This window comes from Pelotomaculum isophthalicicum JI (assembly GCF_029478095.1).
Lineage (GTDB): Bacteria > Bacillota > Desulfotomaculia > Desulfotomaculales > Pelotomaculaceae > Pelotomaculum_D > Pelotomaculum_D isophthalicicum.
This window is the reverse complement of sequence record NZ_JAKOAV010000093.1, coordinates 1-1,053: the sequence shown is the minus strand read 5'-3', so window position 1 is coordinate 1,053 and position 1,053 is coordinate 1. Positions and strand designations below refer to the sequence as shown.

Below are 1,053 nucleotides of genomic sequence, written 5' to 3'. Positions count from 1 at the left end.
ACTTAACCCCTGGAATAGTAATCGTAGTCCATACCTTTGGGAGAAATTTAAAATTCAATCCGCATATACATGCCTTAATGACTGAGGGTGGTCTTGATAAAAACGATGAATGGAGACCCATAAGCTTTTTACCCTATGCCGCTCTAAGAAAACGTTGGCAGCATCTGATCTTAAAAGCATTCAGGGAACGCTTCAAGGGTGACAAAAAGATCATTAACTTAGTCAACAAGCTATACACTCAAAAAAAGAACGGTTTTTACGTACATGCCAAGACTAAAATGAGGAGCGCCAAAAGCGCAGCAAAATATATTGGGCGGTACATGTCCAGGCCAGCGATTGCCGAATCCAGGATAATAAGGTGGAATAATAAAGAAGTTGAATTCTGGTACGAAGATTCCGAAACAGGGAAAATTGAGGAAGTTACTATGCCTATCCTTCAGTTTATTGGACGTCTTGTAAGCCATATACCAGAAAAACAGTTTAAAATGGTTAGGCATTACGGGATATATGCAAGGAATAAAAGAGCTTTGTGTAGAATAGCGGTAAGGTTTTGGCAGTTAGAAAAACTGCTAAAAGAGAAACAAATTCACGGGTATAAAGGCCAGGTTGCTAATAATAAAAGAAAAATAAGTTACCGTGAACGAATGATAAAAGAATTCGGGTTAGATCCTTATAAATGTCCACGGTGTGGCAACGAGATGGAACTCGTAAGAATTTGGCATCCGAAATACGGGGATATCTATGACCTTTTTTCGGGTGGTGTGGAGGTAAAAGAATATGGCAAAAGCAAAAAAGCAAAAAAAGAAAAAAGAAAGACCGTTGTTGGAGAAAGAAGCTACGATAACATATCGCTGTTTGCAGTGTAATGTAGAAGAAGAAATTCCGGAAGAGGTAGTCCAGTATTTTGACCTAGTTGATACAGGAGATCCGACGGTACCTCCCAGGTTTGTCTGCGAAAAATGCGGAGGAGAAATGCGTCCTAAAGAGCCATGGCAAAACAGCTTAGAAGATATCTTCTAGAAAAGGAAGAACCGCCCGATAGGGCGGCTTTTT

General features: G+C 40.0%; 1 protein-coding gene. It reads left to right on the top strand.

Features of this window, described 5'->3' with window-relative positions; all coding sequences use genetic code 11:
• The coding region (locus tag L7E55_RS17560; protein ID WP_277445656.1) for an IS91 family transposase at window positions 1-866 on the top strand (866 nt) is incomplete at its 5' end.
• Window positions 867-1,053 lie beyond the last annotated feature (187 nt).